The organism is Actinomycetospora straminea, assembly GCF_028737255.1.
Classification (GTDB): domain Bacteria; phylum Actinomycetota; class Actinomycetes; order Mycobacteriales; family Pseudonocardiaceae; genus Actinomycetospora; species Actinomycetospora straminea.
Genome location: NZ_JAQZAN010000025.1, coordinates 32,532 through 48,433, shown reverse-complemented (window position 1 = coordinate 48,433; position 15,902 = coordinate 32,532). Strand labels below are relative to the sequence as shown.

Genomic DNA, 15,902 nt, shown 5'->3' with positions numbered 1-15,902 from the left:
TGTCCTCATGGCACCGGACCCGCTCCCCACGGTCCTCCCCGGCGGCCCCGACGACGCCTGGCACCAGCGCATGCGGCTGGAGCGCGAGCTGCACGACGGGCCCGCGCTGCGGCTCTCGGCGCTCGCCCTGCGCCTGGGCCTCATGAGCCACCGCTGCGAGGACCCCGCGCTCGCCGACGGCATCGGCGAGGTCCAGGACGAGCTGCACGCCGTCCTCGAGGAACTGCGCAACCTCGCCGGCAAGCTCTACCCGCCCCTGCTCGACGAGGCCGGCCTCGGGCCGGCGCTGCGCCAGGTCGCCGAGCACACCGACGCCCCGGTCGCGATCGTCGACTCCCAGGAGCGCTTCGGCACGGCCCTCGAGGGGGCGACGTACTTCGCGCTCGCCGAGTGCCTCGCCGCGCTGCCCGTCGGGGCGCCCGCGGTCGAGGTGGCCATCAGCCGCGAGGGCGACGAGCTGGTCCTCGCGGTGACCGGCGTGGAGCCCGACGCCACCGGGCGCCTGCAGGAGACCGCGCGCTCGCTCGGCGGGCGGACCGACGTGGGGGCCGCGGGCTCCGTGGTGACGGCGAGGATCCCGTGCGCGTAGCCCTGGCCGAGGACGGCGCCCTCTTCCGCGAGGGCCTGCAGATGCTGCTCGAGGCCGCGGGCCACGAGATCGTCGGCTCGGTGGCCGACGGCGACGCCATCGTCCGGCTGCTCGCCACCGAGCCGGTGGACGTCGCCATCCTCGACATCCGGATGCCCCCCGAGCCCGACGGCGGCCTCACCGCCGCCGAGCGCCTCCGCGCGCTCCACCCCGACATGGGGCTGCTCTTCCTCTCGCACTACGCCGAGTCGCACTACCTCATGCGCATCCTGGGCATCGGCACCGAGCGCGTCGGCTACCGGCTCAAGGAGAAGGTCGGCAGCGTCGACGTCCTGTCCGACACGCTGACCCGGATCGACAGCGGCGAGATCGTCATCGAGCCGGTGCTGGCGAAACGGCTGGTCGAGAAGCCGCAGGGCGACCGGAAGGGCCTCATCGCGGCGCTGTCGGAGCGCGAGGTCGACGTGCTGCGGCTGATGGCCGAGGGCCGCTCGAACAACGGCATCGCCGGCCAGCTGTTCGTGACGCCGAAGGCCGTCGAGAAGCACATCGCGAGCATCTTCGACAAGCTCGGGCTGCAGGCCGACACGGCGGCCCACCACCGTCGCGTGCTCGCGGTCCTGACCTACCTGCGCGCGCAGCGCGAGGACGGCTGAGGGCGGGGCGCGGGGCGACGAGCCCTTGACCCGCCCCTCGGGCGCCCTAGCCTCACGCCGGGGGAGGGGCGCGATGGACGGGACGGCGGGCACGGTCGGTGCCGCGCCCGGCCGCGCCCACCTCGCTCGGCCCCTGATCACCGCCGGTGTCGTGGTGCTCGTGCTCGGGGCCGTGGTCACCGCGTCGGCGCTGCTGCTGCCGCCCGGGCCCGCGACGGTGTGGGCGCCGTTCCTCGGGGCGGCGGTCGCCGTCGCCGTCCTGCGGCTCGGGGGCCCGGCGCTCGAGCGCCTCGCCGCCCGCCTCGACCCCCGGCCGGTCTCGCCGTACGCCGCCCTCGCCGCGGCCGGCGCCCGCAGCGGCGAGGAGTCGCTGGAGGCCGCCCTGGCGGGGCTCGCCCAGGTCCTCGCCGACGGCACCCGGGCGCGGCGGGCCGCGATCTGGCTCGCGGTCGACGACGGGCTCGCGCCGGTCCCGGGGCACGGCCGCGCGGACCCGGTCCCCGACCTCGCCGCCCTGCTCGCCCGCCCCGAGGTCGACCACGCCGTGCCCGTGCGCACCGGCGACGTGCTGCGCGCGGTGCTCGTGCTCGAGAAACCGGGGCAGGCGATCACGCCCGCGGACCGGCGCCTCGCGCGCGACGTCGCGGCCGGCGCGGGCCTGCTCGTCCGCGGCGCGCACCTCAACGCCCGGCTCGCCGCGCGGGTGGCGCGGGCCGACGACCTGGGCCGCGAGCTCACCGCGTCCCGCCGCCGCCTCACCCGCGCCCGCGACGCCGAGCGCCGGCGCCTGGTCACCGAGCTCGCGCACCTCACGACCGACCGCCTCGAGGCCCTGCGCGCGGCGCTCGACGAGGCCCGCGTCGCGCTCGACGCCGACGACGCCGACACCGCGGGGCCCGCACTGACCCGCGCGCTGGAGGGCCTCGAGGACCTCATCGACCGGTTCCGCGTCGTCGTGCGCGGCGTCTACCCGACGGTGCTGACCGCGCAGGGTCCCGTCGGCGCGCTGGAAGAGATGGCCGCCGACCTGCCCCGCGCCACCTCGATCGTCGGGCGGCTGCCCGAGCGCCTCGCGTGGGAGGTGGAGTCGGGGCTCTACTACGTCGCCGCCGCCGCGCTCGCCCACCTCGCGGAGCGCGCCGGCGAGGGTCCGGTGGAGGCGGTGCTGACCCACGAGGACGGCCGGCTGGCGGTGCTGGTGGGCGCGGTCGACGACGGGGGCGAGGAGGGGGTCGACGAGCTGCGCGCCGCGGTGTCCGAGGACGCCGACCGCCTCGCCGCCCTCGGGGGCCGGCTCCACGTGGAACGTGACCACGGACGCCTGCGCCTCGTCGCGTCCGTCCCCGACGCGCTCGAGCCGGTGATCGAGCCCGACGTCGTCGGGAGCCGGCCGTGACCGCGACGGCCGCCCCCGCCGAGGCGACGGCACCGGCGCGGACCGGCGGCGGGCCACGCCCGGCCACGCTCGCGTGGGCGGTGCTCCTGGGTCTGACCTCGCTGTTCGCGCTGGCGTGGCTGGGTCTCGGTGCGGTGGTCGCCCTCGCCCCCGTCGTCCCCGGGCTCGCCGATCCGGCCGCCGACCCGGGGAGCTGGGCCCGAGCGATCGCCGATGCCACCGCGCGCAGCGAGCCCGGCGGGCAGGCCGTCGTCGACTACGTCCTGAGCCTCGCCGCGATCGTCCTCGCCGTCGCCCTGCTGCGCCGCGCCCCGCGCTGGTGGGTCGCGCGCTGGCTGGTGGTGGCGCTGGTCGGGTCGGCGGGCGCGTTCAACCTGCAGGCCCACGCGGCGGCGGCCGCGGCGCGCGAGGCGGTCGGGGTCGAGATCGGCGGGGTGCACCAGGTCGTCCTGCACGGCGTCGCGTGCCTGGCCTACGTCGTCGCGCTCCTCCTGCACCCCACCGGCCGTCCGGGCGTCGACGCGGGGACCGCGAGCGGGCGCCTCGTGGTCGCCGGCGGGAGCGCGCTGCTGCTCGTGGTCGGGGTCGGGACGGCGCTGCTGCCGCACACGGTGAGCTGCGTGCTGTTCTTCGGCGCGGTCGTGCCCGGCGCGGGCCTGCTCGCGCTCACCCACCGGCAGCGCTCCGGCCGGCTCGGGGCCGAGCAGCGCACGCAGGTACGGCTCGTCGTCAGCGTCCTCCTCGCCGCGGCGGTGACGACGGCCGTGCTCGGGGTGATGACCGCGGTCCTGCTGGTGCTCGGGCGCGGGGGGCTCGAGCTGGTCGACCCCACCGCGCAGGGCGCCGACGCCCCCACCGGGCCCCTGTTCTGGAGCTCGCGGGTCGCGTCGGTGGCGATCGCCGTCGCCGTGCTGATCGCCGCCGACCGTGCCCGGCTCTGGTCGGCGGAACGGCGCTTCGGGCGCGGCCTGGCGGTGGCGGTGCTTGTCGTCGTCGCGGGCGGCACGGTCGCGGTGACCCAGGCCGCCCTGGCCGGAGTCGTGGGCGAGGCGGCCGCGCTGGTGCTCGCGGTCGTCGTCGGGGCGGCGCTGTTCCCGGTGCTCTCGGCGCGGATCGAGCGGGTCGTCGACCAGCTGCTCTACGGCCGGCGCCCCACCCCCTACAGCGCGCTCGCCGGGATCGTCGCGCTCACCGGCCCGAGTGACGAGGAGGGCCCGGACGTCGCGGCGATCGCCGAGGCCGTCGGCGTCGGGCTCGGCGCGCGCTGGTGCCGGCTGACCGTCACCCGGCCCGGCCTGCGCGACCGCACCTACCGCTGGGCCGCGGCGGGCTCGGAGGACGAGGACACGGACGACGGCACCGCGGACGAGGGGCTCGAGGTGACGGTCCGTCGCGGCGACGAGCGGATCGGCACGCTCGCCGTCGACCGCGGGGCGGGCGCCGGCCTCGACGCCGAGCGCCGGCGGCTGCTCGCCGACGTCGCCGACAGCCTCAGCCCGGTGCTCGAGGCCGGCCGGCTCGGCATCGACCTCGAGCGCCAGCTGCGCGCCGCCGTCTCCCACGCCGAGCAGATCGCGGCCTCGCGCCGCCAGGTCGTCGCCGAGATGGACCACGAACGGCGCACCATCGAGCGCGACCTGCACGACGGCGCCCAGCACCACCTCGTGTCGCTGCGGCTGGGCCTCGGCCTCGTCGAACACCACCTGCGCGCCGGGCGCCTCGAGACGGCGCGCGAGCGGCTCGCCGACGCCCTCGAGCGGGTCGCGACGACGGAGGCGACGCTCGCCGAGACCGCCACCGGCGTCTCCTCGCTCGTCCTCTCCGAGCGCGGCGTCGTGCCGGCGCTGGCCGCCGACCTCCACGGCGCCGAGCCCCCGGTCCGCCTGACCTCGGAGCTCGCCGACGACCGGCGCTTCGCCCCCGAGGTCGAGACGGCCGTCTACTTCTGCTGCCTGGAGGCGGTGAACAACGCCCGCAAGCACGCGCCGGGGGCGGCGGTGACGGTGTGGGTCGGCGAGGCGGAGGGCGTGCTGCAGTTCCGGGTCACCGACGACGGCCCCGGCTTCGACCCCGCGACGTCGGCCGGGGCGGGCGCGGGGCTGCGCAACCTGCGCACCCGCCTCCGGCGCGCCGGCGGCACGATCAGCCTCGACGCGGCGCCCGGGCGCGGCACCACCGTCGAGGGGCGGGTGCCGGTCGGGCCGGCCGACCGGTCCGGGCCTGCCGAGGCGGCTCCGGCTCCGGCACCGTCGCCGTTGCCGGAGCCCGAGCCGCCGGTCGAGGACGGGACCGAGGTCCTCGGGCCCTCGCTCCTGGACTCCCGCACCCTGACGCTGACGGGGTTCACGCTGGACGCCTTCCCGGCGTCGGCGGTCTCCGCCACCGCGACCACGACGGTGTACCGCCTGCCCGACGAGGCGCCGGGTGGTGAGCCGGGCGCGGCGGAGGCAGCAGGGCCTGGCGAGCCCGACGAGCCGACGACCGGCGAGCCCGGGCCACCCGAGTCGGCTGAGCCGGTCGACGACGAGCCGGTCGACGACGAGCCGGCCGTTGACGAGCCGGCCGCTGGGGAGCCGGCCGCGGGGGAGCCGGCAGCTGGGGAGCCGGCCGCTGGGGAGCCGGTGGCCGAGGAGCCGGCCGCGGAGGAGCCCGTCGAGGAGCCCGCGGGCGAGCAGCCCGCCACGGAGGAGCCCGTCGAGGAGCCCGCGGGCGAGCAGCCCGCCACGGAGGAGCCCGCCGAGGAGCCCGCGGCCGGGACGCCCGCCGTCGACGAACCGCCCGACGAGCCCGCCGACGAGGACCCGGGCCCCACGGCGCCCGCGCCGACGATGCCGCAGCCCCGCCGGGAGCCGGTCACCGCGCTCACGCCGCTGGCCGCGGTCCCGGCCCCCCGCGCGCCCCTGCGCGCGGTCCCGCCCGGCCCGCCGTCGGCGGGGCAGGTGCTGCTCGACCGGGTGCGCGAGATCCTCGACGAGGCCCGGGGCGTGTGGCCCGCGGCGGCACCACCGGGCGCGCGGGTCGCGGAGGTCCGCGCGCGGCTGGAGGGCCCGCTGCGCCTGACCGTCCGCTCCGGCGCCGCCCTGGCACCCGGCGTGACCCTGAGGGCGATGATCGGCGACCACCTCGCGCGCGGGGCGGTCATCGTCGACGATGCGCGACCCGACGGGATCGTGGTGCTCACCGGCACCGGGCACATCCCGCGCCCGCCCCTGCCCCACGCGCTGGTGCCCGCGGGGTCGCTGGGGTGGTCGGCGGCCGCGGTCGAGCGCCGCCTCGTGCTCCGCTCCGAGGTGCTGCGGGCGCGCACCGCCGTCGAGGCCCTGGAGCTCCTCCTGCGCGACGTCCCGCGCGACGTCCCGCGCGACCCGCGCACCGACCGGCTGCGCCACCGGCTCGAGGGCCTGCGGGTCGGGACCCACGCGCTGGTCGAGGTCGAGCTGCTCGCCCACCCGCTCCGCCTGGCGCCCGCCGACCAGGAACGGGCGGAGCGCCTGTGGGGCGGCGACGGCGACGCGCCCCACCGGCGCCTCGGGCTGCCGTCGACCGCCGACCCGGCCGCCCTGCGCGAGGCCGTCGCCGCGGAGCGGGGGTACTGGCAGCTCCGCCTCGCCCACCCCGGCGTGACCCGCGACCTGCGCGTCGCCGCCCAGGCCGCCCTGCGCACCTGCGACGAGCTCCGGGGCCGGCTCGGGCGCTGAGTGGGGGCTGAGTGGGCGGGGGCTGAGTGGGGGCGTGCCCTCCCCGTCCCGGGGGACAGCCCCCGCCGCTCGGGGGAGCGCTCCCTCGTGGCGTGGCTCTCCCGCGAGCAGGCTCCTGAGCAGCGAGAACAGGCCGCCCCGGCGGTCCGCGAGGTCGGGAGGCCACCATGACGTTGATCGCGAGCGCCCGACCCGAACCGGGGACGCGCGGCCCCCGCCGGGACCGGAGGTGGGCCGAGATCCTGTTCCGGGAGCACGAGGTCCGCCAGCTGTGGCGCGCCGCCGCGATCCGCGGCCGGCTGGCCGAGAAGGTCCACTCGCCCAGCGGCGCCACCCTGGTCGTCCCCGACCTCACGGCGATCCACCTCGGCCCGCCGCTGCGCTTCACGGTCCACCTGCGCCCCGCCCAGATCTGGGAGGACGCCCAGGAGGCCGGACGGCACCTGGCGAACGCGCTCGGCGTGCCGAACGTCCGGTTCACCGAGCTCGCGCCCGGGTGGATCGAGATCGAGGCCCCGACCGTGCCCGCCGAGACCGACGAGCCCACCGACTCCGCCACGGACGCGACGCCCGAATTGTCGCCGCGCCCGACGCGCCCGCTGTCCCCCGTCGTCGCGAACGCGCTCACGCGGGGGCACCACAGGGCGCCGACCAGCCGCTGACCACCCGCTCACCACCGGATCGGCGCCCTCGCTGCTCCTGAGCGGCGTGGGCGTCGATCGCGCCGTATCCGCCCGTCTAGCGCTCGTCCGAGACGGTCGCAGACACCCCGATGGCACCGCCGGTCAGCGCGTCGAGCCCGGGCCCGACGACGGCGACCAGCATGTCGGCGAGCACGTCGGCGGGCTCGACGTCGGGGTCGGTCCGGGCGGCCTCGCCGGCGTCGGGGTCGGTGAGCCACCAGTCCGCGAGGCCCTCGGCAGCACCGACGACGGTGTGCGCGTAGGGCAGCGCCACCGCGCGGGGCACCCCCAGGCCGCCGGCCATCAGGTCGGCGGCCTGCTCGACGATGCGCCGGCGCAGGGCGTCGACCTCGCCGGCGAACGGCCCCGTCGACGCCTGCCGGTAGAGCACGGTCCACCCCGCGCGCTGCATGGTCAGGGCGTGGAAGAAGGCGCGCAGGGCCCGGCGCAGGCGCACCAGCGGTGCCTCGCCGGGCGCCCCGGCCGCCGTCTGCACCGAGCGCAGCAGCCGCTCGGCCTCGCGGCGCAGGCAGGCGGCGAACAGCTCGTCCTTGCTGCCGCCGTGCGCGTAGACCAGCGGCTTGCTCACCCCCGCCCGCGCGGCGACGGCGTCCATCGACGCGCCGTGGAAGCCCTCCTCGGAGAACACGGCGACCGCGGCGTCGAGCACCTGGCGGCGGCGGACCTCCGGGGCCAGGCGGCGGCGCGGGGTCTCCGAGGTCACGCTTGCACCGTATCTACCGGCGCGTAAAGTATGGCGCGTTGGCGGGACCGCCAGTACCGGACACCACGACCACGCCGGAGTGAAGCCGTGCCCGAGAAGATCGACGTCAACGAGCTGGGTCGCAGTGTCGACCCCAAGTCGTTGTCCGACGAGCAGCTGGTCGACGCCCTGCGCGACGGCCTGGCCGACGGCGGGGGCAAGGACATCGATCCCTCCCTGTTCGCGCGGCTGGTCAAGAGCACCCGCAAGGGCCAGCTCGAGACCGTCATGTCCTCCGACGTCCGCCGTCCCGTGCTGGACGCCATCTTCGGGCGGATGGCCGAGTTCTACTCCTCGAAGGGCTCGAGCGCGAAGCGCCAGGTCGTGCACTGGCACATCACCGGCGCCGCGGACGGTGGCAGCGACAGCTACCAGACCGCCATGCAGCACGGCACCTGCGAGGTCTCCGAGCAGCTCGCCGAGGAGCCGCGCACCGAGCTGACGATGGACGGCACGCAGTTCCTCAAGGTGGTCACGAACAACGCCTCGCCGGTCACGCTGTTCATGACGCGCAAGCTCAAGGTGTCGGGCGACGTCGGGTTCGCGACGGCGCTGCAGAAGATGTTCACGATCCCCACGGCGTGACGGGAGACCCGCGATGACCTTCTCGATGGAGCTCTCCGAGGAGCACACCGACCTCCGCGACTGGGCCCACGGGTTCGCCGCCGACGTCATCCGCCCGGCCGCCGCCGAGTGGGACGAGCGCGAGGAGACCCCGTGGCCCGTCCTGCAGGAGGCCGCGAAGATCGAGCTCTACAACTTCGAGACCCTGGCCAGCTTCTGGGGCGACGAGACCGGCCTGTCCCTGCCGATCGTCAACGAGGAGCTGTTCTGGGGTGACGGCGGCATCGGGATGGCGATCTTCGGCACCACGCTCGCCGTCGCCGGCATCTTCTCGTCGGGCACGCCCGAGCAGATGGTCGAGTTCATCCCGCAGTGCTACGGCGACGCCGGCGACGTCAAGGTCGCGGCGTTCTGCTCGTCGGAGCCCGAGTCCGGTTCGGACGTGTCGGCCATGCGCACCCGCGCGACGTACGACGAGGCCAAGGACGAGTGGACGCTCAACGGCGCCAAGGCCTGGGCGACCAACGGCGGCATCGCCAACATCCACGTCGTGCAGGCGGTCGTCGACTCCTCGCTCGGCTCGCGTGGGCAGGCGGCGTTCGTCGTCCCGCCGAACACCCCGGGCCTCGAGACGGCCAAGAAGGTCAAGAAGATGGGGCTGCGGGCGTCGCACACCGCCGACGTCTTCCTCGACGACGTCAAGGTCCCCGGCTCCTGCCTGCTCGGCGGCAAGGAGAAGCTCGACGAGCGCCTGGCCCGCGCCCGCGAGGGCGTGAAGTCGAAGGGCTCGGCGGCGATGCAGACCTTCGAGCTCTCCCGCCCGACGGTCGGCGCGCAGGCCATCGGCATCGCGCGGGCGGCCTACGAGTACGCCCTCGAGTACGCCAAGGGCCGCGAGACCTTCGGGCGCCCGATCATCGACAACCAGTCGATCGCCTTCACGCTCGCCGACATCAAGACCGAGATCGACGCGGCGCGCATGCTCGTCTGGCGCGCGGCGTGGATGGGCCGCAACGGCGTGGCGTTCGAGGCCGGCGAGGGCTCGATGTCCAAGCTCAAGGCCGGCCGCGTCGCGGTGTGGGCCACCGAGCGGGCCATCCAGATCCTCGGCGGCGCCGGCTACTCCCGCGACCACCCCGTCGAGCGGATGCACCGCGACTCCAAGATCTACGACATCTTCGAGGGCACCGAGCAGATCCAGCAGCTCGTGATCGCCCGCGCCATCAGCGGACGGCACATCGCCTGACCCGCGGTCGGTGTCCTCGGCGACCTCCTCGCCGGGGACGCCGACCGGCCGGGAGCGGCTACCCGACCCCGACGTGGAAGCTCCGGCGGTACTGGGTCGGTGTGGTGCCCAGGTGTCGGGCGAAACCGGCACGCAGCGCGTCGGTGGAACCGAAGCCGGAGCGGGCGGCGACCGCGGCGACGGTCAGGTCGGTGGTCTCGAGCAGCTGCCGTGCGCGGTCGACCCGCTGGCCGTCGAGCCAGCGGTGAGGGGTGGTCCCACACGTCTCGTGGAACCGGCGGGCGAAGGTCCGGGGCGCGAGGTTCGCGTGGGCGGCGAGCTCGTCGACGGTCATCACGGCCGGGAGCCGATCGAGCGCCCACTGCAGCGTGTCCTGGAGCGTGGCGTCCTCGGCGCCCACGGCCATCGGCCGGCGGATGTACTGGGCCTGGCCGCCGCTGCGGTGCGGGGCGACCACCATGCGCCGGGCGATCTCGGCGGCGGTCGCGGCGCCGTGGGCGCGGCGCAGGAGGTGCAGGCCGAGATCGATCCCGGCGGCGGTGCCGGCCGACGTCGACACGGCGCCGGTGTCGACGTAGAGCGCGTCGGTGTCGAGGTGCACGCGCGGGAAGAGCCGGCGGAACTGCTCCTCCCAGCGCCAGTGCGTGCTCGCGCGGCGGCCGTCGAGGAGACCTGTCGCGGCGAGCACGAACGCCCCGCGACAGATCGCCATGATGTGGGCACCGCGGTCGTGTGCGGCGTGCAGGACGGCCCGCAGGTCGGGGGTGGGTCCACGCTCGGTCCAGGTGCCGGCGGGCAGCACGACGAGGTCGGCGCTGCCGACCCGGTCCAGACCCTCGGCGACCGAGACGGCGAAGCCCGCGGTGGTGGCCACCGGCCCGGGGGTGACGGCGGCGAGGCCGAACTCGTAGACCGGAAGTCCCTGGTCGGAGCGGTCGAGCCCGAAGAGCTCGCACGCCACGCCCAGCTCGAACGGTGCCACGCCGTCGTCGACGACGACCGCGACCGACTCGATCCGCAGGTGGTCCTCCATCGCCGACAGGGTGGCAGGAAGTGCGGCAAGGTGGACAGGCCTGCCACTCCGGTGCTGCCGAACACGCTGGTGGGATCGGTCGGTGCCCTCTTCCCCCGGACCGACGACCCCTCTGGGCGACGTGGCGGACCTCCGGGCCGCGTTCGACGTCCCCGACGAGGTGGCCTACTTCAACACGGCGAACCTCGCTCCGGTGCTGCACGCCGTGGCCGACGCCGGTCGGCGGGCACTGAGCCGACGAGGCCAGCCCTGGACGATCGGGCCGCAGGACTGGTTCACCGACGTCGAGACCCTGCGCGGCCTGGTCGGGCAGCTGCTCGGGAGCACCGCCGAGGGCGTCGCGCTCGTCCCGTCGACCAGCTACGGGTTCGCCGCGGTCGCGGCCAACCTCCGCGCCGAGCCGGGCGACCGGGTCGTGGTCCTCGCCGACGAGTACCCGTCGGGTGTGTACACCTGGCGACGGTTCGCGACCCGTCACGAGGCACGGGTGGTCACCGTGGTCCGGGCCGACGGACAGACCTGGACCGAGGCGATCCTCGACGCCGTCGACGAGCGCACCGCGGTGATCAGCAGCCCGCAGGTGCACTGGACCGACGGGACCTGGGTGGACCTCGCCGCGGTCGCGGACCGCGCGCGGGACGTGGGCGCGAGCCTGGTCGTCGACGCCAGCCAGAGCCTCGGTGCGGTCCCGCTCGACGTGGAGGCGCTGCAGCCCGACGCAGTGGTCAGCGTCGGGTACAAGTGGCTGCTCGGCCCCTTCGGCCGTGGCTACCTCTGGCTGGCTCCGGCGCACCGGGACGGGGAGCCGATCGAGGAGAACTGGATCGTGCGCGAGGGCTCCGAGGACTTCGCCCGCCTCACCGAGTACCGCGACGGGTACCAGCCCGGCGCGCGTCGCTTCGACCAGGGCCAGCGCACCCTGTTCGAGCTCACGCCGATGGCCATCGCCGCGGTGGAGCAGCTCCTGAGCTGGGGCGTCGTCAACATCGCCGCCGCCCTCCGCGCGACCACCGACGTGATCGCCGAGCGTCTGGGCCGGATCGACCTGCAGCCCGTGGCCCACCCGCGCGGGCCCCACGTGCTCGGCGTGGACCTCCCCGCCGGTGTCCGCGACGACGTCGTGCCCGCGCTCCGCGACGCAGGGTGTTTCGCCGCCGTCCGTGGCTCGTCGCTGCGCCTGTCGCCGCACCTCCACACCACCGGCGAGGACATCGACCGCCTCGTCGCGGCCCTCGCGACGCTACGGCGATAGTTCCTGACGACACGCCCGACGGACGAGCGGGTGACGACGGGTCAGCGCTCGTCGGTCGGGGCTCCCCGACGCCACTCCGCCGGGGTCAATCCGAAGGTCTGCCGGAAGACCCGGCCGAAGTGCGACGGGTCGACGAATCCCCAGCGACGCCCGATCGTGGCGACCGCCTGGTGGGCGTGACGCCGGTCCCGGAGATCCCGGCGGCACGCGTCGAGCCGTTGCTCCTGGATCATCGCCCGCAGGCTCCCGACACCGGCGTCCGCGAGGACGGCGTAGAGGTGCCGCACGGAGATGTGGTGGGCAGCGGCGATGCGGTGGGGGCCGAGGTCCCGCTCGTGGAGGTGGTCGCGCACGTACTGCGTCACCCGCAGGACGAGGGAGCCCTCCGACGAGGCGCGCGCCTGGTGGTCGGCACCGCCGTGCACCGCGAGCATGGCCCGGATCAGCTCGATGGCGGGTTCCGCCACACGGCGAGCGGCGTCGGGGTGGTCGAGGGCGTCCGAGGTGGCGAGCGTGCCGAAGAACGAGCCGACCGCCGGCGCGAGCGGGTTGGTGTCCCCGCCGATCCGGACCGCCAGCAGCGGCGTCAGACGTCGATCGGGGAGGGCCAGCGCGTCGCGGGGGATGCGGACGTAGTGCAGCTCGGTGAGTTCCCGGTTCTCCACCGTGTACGGGCGGGTGCTGTCGTAGACCGTCATGTCCCCGGGTCGCAGCACGGCCCGGCTGCCGCCCTGCTCGACGACCGTCGTCCCGGCGGTCTGCACGGCGAGGAAGAGCTGCGGTTCGTGGTCGCGGCGCACGAGTGCCGGCGTGCGGTGGAGGGCGTTCGCGCTGGAGCGTGCCGACGAGACGTTGACGCGGCCGGCCTGCCCGACACGGAACCGGACATCGATGTCCGCCGGGTTCGGGGCGAACGTCATCTCGACGGGCAGCACGCTGGACCAGATGGTCTCGTAGAGGAAGTCGACGCGATCGCGGGCGGGCACGTCCTCGATGCTCAGAGACAGCACGTGACCAACTCCTGATGAGGGGTGAGCGTCCCCGGCCTCGAGACGCTGCGGGGCCGTGTCCTGCACGGATGGCACAGCGTCGTGCGCAACCAGCTCACTCGAAGGTCTCACGCGTGTCCATGGTCGGACCACCGCACCCGGTTCGACCAGCAGGAGGAATCCCATGACGGAGACGACGCTCTCGCCCACGCAGGGCGAGCAGCAGGAGATCGAGCGAGCGAACGCGTCGGGCAAGCAGCCGGTGGTGTTCGTCCACGGCCTGTGGTTGCTGGACTCCAGCTGGGACCGGTGGGCGGCGCTGTTCGAGGACGCCGGCTACGTCGCCGTGACCCCGGGCTGGCCCGACGACCCGCTCTCGGTCGAGGAGGCCCACGCGCACCCCGAGGTGTTCGCCGGCAAGAGCGTCGGCGACGTCGCCGCCTACCAGCAGATGATCATCGAGCGGTTGGACCGCAAGCCCGCGCTGATCGGGCACTCCTTCGGCGGGGTGCTCGTGCAGATCCTGGCGGGACGAGGCCTCTCGGCCGCGACCTGCGCGGTCGACCCGGCGCCGTCCCGCGGCGTGCTGCCCCTCCCGGTGGCCGCGCTCAAGGCGGCGTCGCCCGTGCTGGCGAACCCGGCGAACCGGCACCGAGCGGTGACGCTGACCTTCGACCAGTTCCGGTACGGCTTCGCCAACGCCGTGTCCGAGGACGAGGCCCGCGAGCTCTACGAGCAGTTCCACGTCGCGGGCTCCGGCATCCCTCTCTTCCAGGCGGCCTTCGCCAACCTCAACCCCGCCACCGAGGTGAAGGCCGAGAAGACCCGCGACGACCGGGGTCCCATGCTCGTCGTCTCCGGCGAGCTCGACCACCAAGCACCCCACGCCATCGCCGAGGCCACCTACGAGGCCCAGCGGCGCAACGAGCACTTCCCCACCGAGTTCACCGAGATCCCCGGCCGCGGCCACTCCTTGACGATCGACTCGGGCTGGGAGGAGGTCGCCCGCACCTGCCTCGACTTCATCAGCCGCTTCGTGAAGTAGCTCGGCGAGGTCGAGCCGTGGTCGACGCCGGTCACGGGGGGCAGTCCCCGTGGCCGGCCGCCCCGGCGCCGACTACCGCGCGCCGGCGGCGAAGCGGACCCCGAGGTCGGCCACGCGTAGGGCCCGGTCGCCCGGGCGCATGCGGCCGGCGCGCTCCAGCAGGCCGATGCCGTGCAGGGCGCTCCAGAACACCTCGGTCGCCGCGCCCCGGTCGGCGTCACCGATGGCCTCGGCCAGGGTGTCGAACCCGGCGCGCAGCTCGGGCGGGGTGTCCTCGCGGGCGAACCGCGCGTCGATGGGCTCCTGGAACATCGCCTCGTAGACCGCGGGGTGCTCGCGCCCGAAGTCCAGGTAGGCACCGGCCACGGCCTCGACCGCCCGTGGCCCGCGCTCGGTGCCGAGCGCGGCGCGGCACCGCCGCGCGAGCTCGACGAAGCCCTCGAGCGCGACCGCCGACATGATCTCCGACTTGCCGCCGGGGAAGTGGCTGTAGAGCACCGGCTGCGTGTAGCCGATGGCGTCGGCGAGGTGCCGGGTCGTCACGGCCGACCAGCCGTCGGCATCGGCGCGCTCGCGCGCGGCGGCCAGGATGTCGCGGCGGCGCTCCGCGGTGCGCCGCTGCCGCGTCGTCTGCTCCGGCACCGTGCTCCTCCCCTTGCCGTGAGGTTCGTGCGCGGCCTAGTCTAGCAAAGCTAGAAAACCTAGCAACGCTAGAAAGAGGTGTCGTCCCATGACATCCGTCCTCGCGGTCGTCACCGCGACCGTCATCGGCCTCATGGTCGGCGTCGAGTTCGCGGTGGCCGCCGTCCTCAACCCGATCCTGTTGCGCCTCCCGGCGGGCGCGTCCCTGGCCGGTCGCGCGGACGGCGGGCGCGTGCTGGGTCGCGTCATGCCGTGGTGGTACGTCGGCTCCCTCGTCCTCACGGCGGCCCTGGCCGCCGCCACGTGGGGCACGCCGGCCGCCGCCACGGCCCTCGTCGCGGGCCTGCTGCTGGCCGTCAGCGTCGTGCTGTCGATCGCCCTGCTGGTGCCGATCAACAACCGCTCGCGGACGTGGACCGCCGAGCACCACCCCGACGACTGGCGGGAGCAGCACCGGCGGTGGGACCGGCTGCACCTCGGCCGCGTCGCGCTCATCGTCGCGTCCTTCGTGCTGGTCCTCGTCGCGGCGACGACGCTCTGAGACGACGCTCCGAGACGACGCTCCGAGACGACGCTCCGAGGTCAGATGTCCCAGCTCCGGCGCGGTCCGCGCTGGCTCGGGATGCTGACGGGGTGGTGCCGGGCGATCCGCACGTCGGCGGTCAGCTCGCCCGCCGCGGCGAGGGCGCGGCGCCGGCGGTCGGCCTCGCGGTGGGCCGCGCCGAGCGCGTACGGGCCGTAGGCGTCGCGAAAGCGACCCACCGGGTCGACGACGACCACGAGGTACTCGGCACCATCGCGACGGTCCTCCCCGGCGTGGGCCTGTCCGTCCATCCACTCCCCCTGACGCAGCCGCGGCGCGGCGGACGAGGTCCGACGGGTCGCCGCGGTTCCGTGCCGGCCGCGGCGGTGCGTACGGCCACACGGGTGACGTTGGGGTGGGGATATACCCCCACCGGCGGGGTGGACGGAACCTGACGAGGCATCTGGATGCGTTGAGACGACAGGTTCGTCGTTGAACGTCCAGGACGGCGGCCGGCCGGGTCGTGGCGGGTCCGGTCGGGCGGGGTTCCGCGGCCCGACCGGACCTGCAGCGCCTCCGAACGGGGGCGGACCGCTAGACGGTCTCCTCGATCGGGGCGCCGTCGGCGGCCTTCTGGACCGACTCGCAGCCCTTGCGGGCCGCCGACTTGGTCTCGTAGGCCTCCCCGGAGGCGACGATCTGGCCGTTGCCGGCCTTGAGCCGGAACCGGTACTTCCCGGCCTTGTCCTGGTACACCTCGAACTTGCCCGCCATGACTTCCTCCGCTCGATGCTGAACGTGCTGGCGAGCGCGGACGTTAGTA

Annotated in this window: 16 protein-coding genes; 10 read left to right on the top strand and 6 right to left on the bottom strand. The window is 75.4% G+C overall.

The annotated features are described in order from the left end of the window. Positions 1 to 7: 7 nt before the first annotated feature. The 5 genes from PH190_RS26275 (at position 8) to PH190_RS26255 (ending at position 7,001) form a co-directional block, all read left to right on the top strand. On the top strand, positions 8 to 589 hold the full coding sequence (locus PH190_RS26275) for a histidine kinase (protein WP_274234495.1): 582 nt from the start codon (positions 8 to 10) through the stop codon (positions 587 to 589). Next, positions 580 to 1,245 (top strand): response regulator transcription factor, encoded by a 666-nt coding sequence (locus tag PH190_RS26270; protein ID WP_274234494.1) that lies wholly within the window; start codon positions 580 to 582, stop codon positions 1,243 to 1,245. Before PH190_RS26275 ends, PH190_RS26270 begins: the two co-directional genes overlap by 10 nt. Positions 1,246 to 1,318: 73 nt before the next feature. Continuing rightward, complete coding sequence (locus tag PH190_RS26265; protein WP_274234493.1) at positions 1,319 to 2,641, top strand: sensor histidine kinase; 1,323 nt, start codon at positions 1,319 to 1,321, stop codon at positions 2,639 to 2,641. Then, on the top strand, positions 2,638 to 6,339 hold the full coding sequence (locus PH190_RS26260) for an ATP-binding protein (protein WP_274234492.1): 3,702 nt from the start codon (positions 2,638 to 2,640) through the stop codon (positions 6,337 to 6,339). Before PH190_RS26265 ends, PH190_RS26260 begins: the two co-directional genes overlap by 4 nt. Before the next feature lie 167 nt (positions 6,340 to 6,506). Next, complete coding sequence (locus PH190_RS26255; protein WP_274234491.1) at positions 6,507 to 7,001, top strand: hypothetical protein; 495 nt, start codon at positions 6,507 to 6,509, stop codon at positions 6,999 to 7,001. Between the two features lie 76 nt (positions 7,002 to 7,077). Here the strand turns inward: PH190_RS26255 and PH190_RS26250 are convergent, their stop codons facing one another. After that, positions 7,078 to 7,746, bottom strand: a complete 669-nt coding sequence (locus tag PH190_RS26250; RefSeq protein ID WP_274234490.1) for a TetR/AcrR family transcriptional regulator — start codon at positions 7,744 to 7,746, stop codon at positions 7,078 to 7,080. Positions 7,747 to 7,833: 87 nt separating this feature from the next. Between PH190_RS26250 and PH190_RS26245 the strand changes: the two genes are divergently transcribed. Next, positions 7,834 to 8,370, top strand: a complete 537-nt coding sequence (locus PH190_RS26245) for an SCP2 sterol-binding domain-containing protein (RefSeq protein ID WP_274234489.1) — start codon at positions 7,834 to 7,836, stop codon at positions 8,368 to 8,370. 13 nt (positions 8,371 to 8,383) lie between these two features. Beyond that, the gene (locus PH190_RS26240) at positions 8,384 to 9,595 is read left to right on the top strand and encodes an acyl-CoA dehydrogenase family protein (protein ID WP_274234488.1); all 1,212 of its coding nucleotides are present in this window, start codon (positions 8,384 to 8,386) and stop codon (positions 9,593 to 9,595) included. 58 nt (positions 9,596 to 9,653) lie between these two features. On the opposite strand, the gene PH190_RS26235 is transcribed toward PH190_RS26240, so the two are convergent. Continuing rightward, a complete protein-coding gene (locus tag PH190_RS26235; RefSeq protein WP_274234487.1) occupies positions 9,654 to 10,628 on the bottom strand; it encodes a GlxA family transcriptional regulator in 975 nt (324 codons plus the stop codon). 121 nt (positions 10,629 to 10,749) lie between these two features. On the opposite strand from PH190_RS26235, the gene PH190_RS26230 reads away from it, so the two are divergent. Further along, a complete protein-coding gene (locus PH190_RS26230; RefSeq protein WP_274234486.1) occupies positions 10,750 to 11,880 on the top strand; it encodes an aminotransferase class V-fold PLP-dependent enzyme in 1,131 nt (376 codons plus the stop codon). A 41-nt stretch (positions 11,881 to 11,921) separates the two neighbouring features. On the opposite strand, the gene PH190_RS26225 is transcribed toward PH190_RS26230, so the two are convergent. Further along, the gene (locus PH190_RS26225) at positions 11,922 to 12,890 is read right to left on the bottom strand and encodes an AraC-like ligand-binding domain-containing protein (protein WP_274234485.1); all 969 of its coding nucleotides are present in this window, start codon (positions 12,888 to 12,890) and stop codon (positions 11,922 to 11,924) included. 163 nt (positions 12,891 to 13,053) lie between these two features. Here PH190_RS26225 and PH190_RS26220 point away from each other — a divergent pair, with 163 nt between their 5' ends. After that, entirely contained in the window at positions 13,054 to 13,914 is an 861-nt protein-coding gene (locus PH190_RS26220; RefSeq protein ID WP_274234484.1) for an alpha/beta hydrolase, read from the top strand. Between the two features lie 72 nt (positions 13,915 to 13,986). On the opposite strand, the gene PH190_RS26215 is transcribed toward PH190_RS26220, so the two are convergent. Further along, positions 13,987 to 14,556: a TetR/AcrR family transcriptional regulator gene (locus PH190_RS26215; RefSeq protein ID WP_274234483.1), complete on the bottom strand. Its 570-nt coding sequence runs from the start codon at positions 14,554 to 14,556 to the stop codon at positions 13,987 to 13,989. Positions 14,557 to 14,644: 88 nt separating this feature from the next. Between PH190_RS26215 and PH190_RS26210 the strand changes: the two genes are divergently transcribed. Next, complete coding sequence (locus PH190_RS26210; RefSeq protein WP_274234482.1) at positions 14,645 to 15,097, top strand: DUF1772 domain-containing protein; 453 nt, start codon at positions 14,645 to 14,647, stop codon at positions 15,095 to 15,097. A 41-nt stretch (positions 15,098 to 15,138) separates the two neighbouring features. On the opposite strand, the gene PH190_RS26205 is transcribed toward PH190_RS26210, so the two are convergent. After that, positions 15,139 to 15,390, bottom strand: coding sequence for a hypothetical protein (locus tag PH190_RS26205; RefSeq protein ID WP_274234481.1), 252 nt, complete (start codon positions 15,388 to 15,390; stop codon positions 15,139 to 15,141). 283 nt (positions 15,391 to 15,673) lie between these two features. Next, positions 15,674 to 15,853 (bottom strand): YegP family protein, encoded by a 180-nt coding sequence (locus PH190_RS26200; protein WP_274234480.1) that lies wholly within the window; start codon positions 15,851 to 15,853, stop codon positions 15,674 to 15,676. Positions 15,854 to 15,902: the final 49 nt, after the last annotated feature.

Excerpts from the sequence above, each read along its gene's own strand:
- PH190_RS26210 (WP_274234482.1), top strand. The coding sequence starts at position 14,645 with ATGACATCCGTCCTCGCGGTCGTCACCGCGACCGTCATCGGCCTCATG.
- PH190_RS26205 (WP_274234481.1), bottom strand. The coding sequence starts at position 15,390 with ATGGACGGACAGGCCCACGCCGGGGAGGACCGTCGCGATGGTGCCGAG.
- PH190_RS26200 (WP_274234480.1), bottom strand. The coding sequence starts at position 15,853 with ATGGCGGGCAAGTTCGAGGTGTACCAGGACAAGGCCGGGAAGTACCGG.
- PH190_RS26255 (WP_274234491.1), top strand. The coding sequence starts at position 6,507 with ATGACGTTGATCGCGAGCGCCCGACCCGAACCGGGGACGCGCGGCCCC.
- PH190_RS26240 (WP_274234488.1), top strand. The coding sequence starts at position 8,384 with ATGACCTTCTCGATGGAGCTCTCCGAGGAGCACACCGACCTCCGCGAC.
- PH190_RS26275 (WP_274234495.1), top strand. The coding sequence starts at position 8 with ATGGCACCGGACCCGCTCCCCACGGTCCTCCCCGGCGGCCCCGACGAC.
- PH190_RS26265 (WP_274234493.1), top strand. The coding sequence starts at position 1,319 with ATGGACGGGACGGCGGGCACGGTCGGTGCCGCGCCCGGCCGCGCCCAC.
- PH190_RS26220 (WP_274234484.1), top strand. The coding sequence starts at position 13,054 with ATGACGGAGACGACGCTCTCGCCCACGCAGGGCGAGCAGCAGGAGATC.
- PH190_RS26235 (WP_274234487.1), bottom strand. The coding sequence starts at position 10,628 with ATGGAGGACCACCTGCGGATCGAGTCGGTCGCGGTCGTCGTCGACGAC.